General features: G+C 36.0%; 4 protein-coding genes. All 4 read right to left on the bottom strand.

Annotated elements, in window-relative coordinates:
• Positions 1 to 178: 178 nt before the first annotated feature.
• Positions 179 to 2,080 (bottom strand): type VI secretion system Vgr family protein, encoded by a 1,902-nt coding sequence (locus tag AB4Y90_RS16285; RefSeq protein WP_441558625.1) that lies wholly within the window; start codon positions 2,078 to 2,080, stop codon positions 179 to 181.
• Positions 2,081 to 2,174: 94 nt separating this feature from the next.
• Positions 2,175 to 2,564: a type VI secretion system tube protein TssD gene (gene tssD / locus AB4Y90_RS16290; RefSeq protein ID WP_441558626.1), complete on the bottom strand. Its 390-nt coding sequence runs from the start codon at positions 2,562 to 2,564 to the stop codon at positions 2,175 to 2,177.
• Positions 2,565 to 2,710: 146 nt separating this feature from the next.
• Positions 2,711 to 3,097, bottom strand: a complete 387-nt coding sequence (gene tssD / locus AB4Y90_RS16295) for a type VI secretion system tube protein TssD (protein ID WP_441558627.1) — start codon at positions 3,095 to 3,097, stop codon at positions 2,711 to 2,713.
• A 119-nt stretch (positions 3,098 to 3,216) separates the two neighbouring features.
• Entirely contained in the window at positions 3,217 to 3,603 is a 387-nt protein-coding gene (gene tssD, locus AB4Y90_RS16300; protein WP_441558628.1) for a type VI secretion system tube protein TssD, read from the bottom strand.
• Positions 3,604 to 3,853 lie beyond the last annotated feature (250 nt).

A 3,853-nucleotide genomic window follows, 5' to 3' on the forward strand; every position in this document is an offset into this window, starting at 1 on the left:
TTCCCAAAACCTTGCATCACAACTTTTTTCTGGCTTGAAAGTTCCAAGTTCTCATTCAGAGCGTCAATAATAACTTCTTCAGCTTCTTCATAAGAAACTTTACATATAGAGCTATATTCGTTATTGACTTGAATATTTATGTTTTTAGCATTTTTTATAATTGCCATATCAAACGTTTTTAATGCGAGTTGCCTTCTTCTCCGCTTTGGGATTTTACTGTTTTTTCACTTTGCAAAATCATATTTTCCTTTGTGCTTACTACCGTAACCTTTTCCGCATAAGAGTCACTTTTTTTAGACTGTACATTTCGTTCGTTTTCAGAAATTTCGGTTCTTTTATCAGACGTTTCATGAATATTTCCTGTTGCCGATTGCATAATATCTTTTCCGGCAGTATCTATCATATTTATTCCTGCATTGGAAACGATGTTAATCTGAGCAGTAGAGAAAATATTTTTCCCCGCCGACATATTGATAYTTTCCCCTGCTGTAAACGTCATATTCTTCGGCGCATTAACATTAATATTCCCATTTCCATCCATGAGATACGTATTTCCACTTGGATCTTCAATGAAAACACTACCTTCCGCATCATTCAGAATAATCTTCGTTCCGCTTCTAGTGTGAATAACCTTTTTATCGTTTCCGCTTGTATGGTAAGTACTGGTTTCGCTTCCGTTGTAATGTGTTCCAATCACAAAAGGTTTCTCTGCATTTCCGCTTTCATGACCCACCAAAACTTCTTCACCGATTTCAGGAATAAAATGAAAACCTTTTCCGCTTCCCGAATGAGGCTGTATCAGTCGGATCCAGGGTGTGGTTTGGCTTTTTTCTTCCTGCCATGCAAACTGCACTCTCACTCTGCCCATTCCCAAAGGATCATTATTCTCAGTAACCCTTGCAGGCTGCTCTTCACTTTTCGGAACTGCTTCGCTATCAATATAAGGTGCAGCATTGAACAGATCGGGAATGCCTACAAATTCGTTATAATAATCTTCACCATCATAGCAATGTTTGATCTCTATGATACGGTAGGTTTCCATCGCCTTGCTGTTGATGTCGGAAAGCTGTGTTCTTCCGCCAATTTTAAGCTCCGGATCTTTACTTTTTCCTCTCACCCGCATCAGGTTTTCACGACTCTCTTTTTCAAGTCGGGCAGCTTCTGAAAGCTGACCTTCTGACCCATCCTGAATTCCGGTATGGTTAAAGTGCATTTTAGGCTTCTTCTTAAATATTTTTTTTGAAGCATTCACTGCAATACTCTGAAACGGACTTTCTTTAAATTGTGATTTTACAGTATTGCTGTCTTTTTCTATTTTCGCTCCGCTTTGTGCGTCATAGCCGATAAATGCAAAATCCTGAGCCTGCATCCGCATCTCAAATTCCACATCAATCAAATCTACATTTTCACCGAGCTTAATGATGGGTTGTACTTTATTGCCAAATATCAGTTGTTCACCATTGTAGTAGAAGAATTCTCCGTGACGGATCGCTAATCTTTTAATAAACTGGTAATCTGATTCTTTATATTGTACGGTATAGGGAAAAGATTTTTTGTTGTAATCGCTTAGAGTATTAGACGATACTTCCACTTTGGCTTCTTGCGGATATTCTTCACAGACCTGCTTGACGATCTGCTCCAGCGTTTTTTCTTCGAAACTTTGGCAGTCTTTTCCGCTTTCCAGTAAAATACTTGGCGAAAACCCCGTAATATAAAGATTTCCATAGCCGCCGCCTTCATCTTTTTTGTTCCGGATCATCCCGATAATACCCGAAAAGGTTTGTCTCACTTTACCAAAACGCCAATATGTGATGGTGAGATTTTTACCCAATAAGCTTTTAGAGTTTTCCATCACATAACCTTCAAAACTATCCAAAGCATCATCAGGAACGGTAATACTGAAGGTGTCATGATCGGCTGTTTTTTGGTGAAGCTCTACAGAATAACTGTTTTTGGATAAAAATTTCTGTCCGTCTAAAGTTAACAGACAATAAACCAGAGGATTGGTTAGATCTTGAAGCCAGTCTTCAAATCTTCGGGATGTACCGAATATAGAAAGGTCAAAATTTTCATTTTCCATATTTTGTGATTTTATGAGTAAGGGTTGTCATTAACAGCAGCGCTGCAATTATTTTATCATTGGTTATCTTATCATTAATTATCGGTCAATATTATTATTCTACCCACTGTTTTTCATGGGTAGCTCCATTGATATTGAATTTTTTTGCGATAAGCCGCATTTCTATCTGCAATGGCTGGCTGTCAAGTCCATTGAAGCATTCGGTAAATTCTATGCAATAGGCTTTTTCAAAATTCAGCTCCTGAAGTTTGCTCATCGCATCTCTACGGTAAAAAATAATCTTCCCGTTTTTTACCTGATTGTGATCCAGCATCCAGCTTAAAAGCTCAGGGTTTCCGTTGCTTTCAATCTTGATGATGATATCTCCGCCTTTCGGCATTCCTTTCGGTTTCCCGGTTCCGTCAACAGGCTGAATGAAATTGTATTTACATTCTAAGATATTATAGCTGTTGCCGTCTAATTCTAGTTTTGATAAAAAAGACATATTTTTAGTTATAAATGATTAATTACAAATGATAAGCGATAAAATTAAGACCGGGTTTACCATTTATATCCACATTGCAGTATTCTTATTTTATATTTCAAAAAGGTAAAAATGGGTAATTCAGATTACCCATTTTTATTTCATGGTTATACCCACTCATTTTCGTACGCTCCGCTTCCCATTTCTATCTTTCTTGCAGAAATAATGAAGCTTTCCGTAAGAGGGTTGTCTCCTGATGCATCAAATTTTTCTTTGTGCTTCACCAGGTAAGCCTCTGAGAATTTCAGCTCTTTCAATGTAGAATTGCTGTCTCTTTTGTAGAAAACCACGCTTCCGTCTTTTCTTTCGAAGGAATTGGTCATCCATTCAAAAAAATCGGTCTCGCCGTTACTCTCTATCGTTAGTTCTATTTTTCCACCTCTGGTAATGGTGGATGGTCTTCCTGTAGCATCTGTTTCCTGAAACAAACCATAATGTACGCTTAAGACGTTATAATTCTTTCCTGCTACTTTTAGTATGGATTTAAATGACATGATCGTAAAATTTTGTTGTTATTAAATTAAATAGAATTTGTGTTTTTGAAATCTTTGTGTTCTTATAGAGTATTTAATTTATAGTTTCAATAAGTTAATTTTCAACTATAAATAAGGATTTACACCCACTCGTTGGTATGTTTTGCGTTTCCAAGCTCTATCTCTTTTGCTGAAAGCACAAAAGTTTCGGTAAGCGGATTTTCTCCTGACGCATCAAAGTTTTCATTGTATTTCACAATGTAGGCTTCGGTGAACTTGAGTTCTTTCAGCGTGGCATCACTGTCTCTTTTGACAAATTTGACACTTCCGTCTTTTCTCTCGAACGAATTGGTCATCCACTCAAAAAGATCGGTCTCACCTGTACCTTCTACTGTTAAAAGAATTTTACCACCCCTGGTAACGGAAGAGGGTCTTCCTGTTTTGTCGGTCTCCTGTAGCATTGCATATTCTACAGACAGTACGTTACGCTTCTTTCCTGCGTACTCTAAAATGGTTTTAAATGACATAATTATATATTTAAGGTTTAACTTTATAATAATACCAATATGGAATATATACGAATGTGGACAAATATATAGTTGTTCAAAACTTAAGAATCCAATTATGATATATATTCTGTTCAAATGTAAAAATTATTTTTAAATCTACAAATATTTTTTTGATAATTTTTTAATAAAACATTAAAAAATATAAAATATAAACAAACATTTGAAATGATCATTAGTAAATCTAAATAATTTTAAATGATTTACTAAT

The sequence above is a fragment of the Chryseobacterium sp. 2TAF14 genome (assembly GCF_052115105.1).
Lineage (GTDB): Bacteria > Bacteroidota > Bacteroidia > Flavobacteriales > Weeksellaceae > Chryseobacterium.

Excerpts from the sequence above, each read along its gene's own strand:
- tssD (WP_441558628.1), bottom strand. The coding sequence starts at position 3,603 with ATGTCATTTAAAACCATTTTAGAGTACGCAGGAAAGAAGCGTAACGTA.
- tssD (WP_441558626.1), bottom strand. The coding sequence starts at position 2,564 with ATGTCTTTTTTATCAAAACTAGAATTAGACGGCAACAGCTATAATATC.
- tssD (WP_441558627.1), bottom strand. The coding sequence starts at position 3,097 with ATGTCATTTAAATCCATACTAAAAGTAGCAGGAAAGAATTATAACGTC.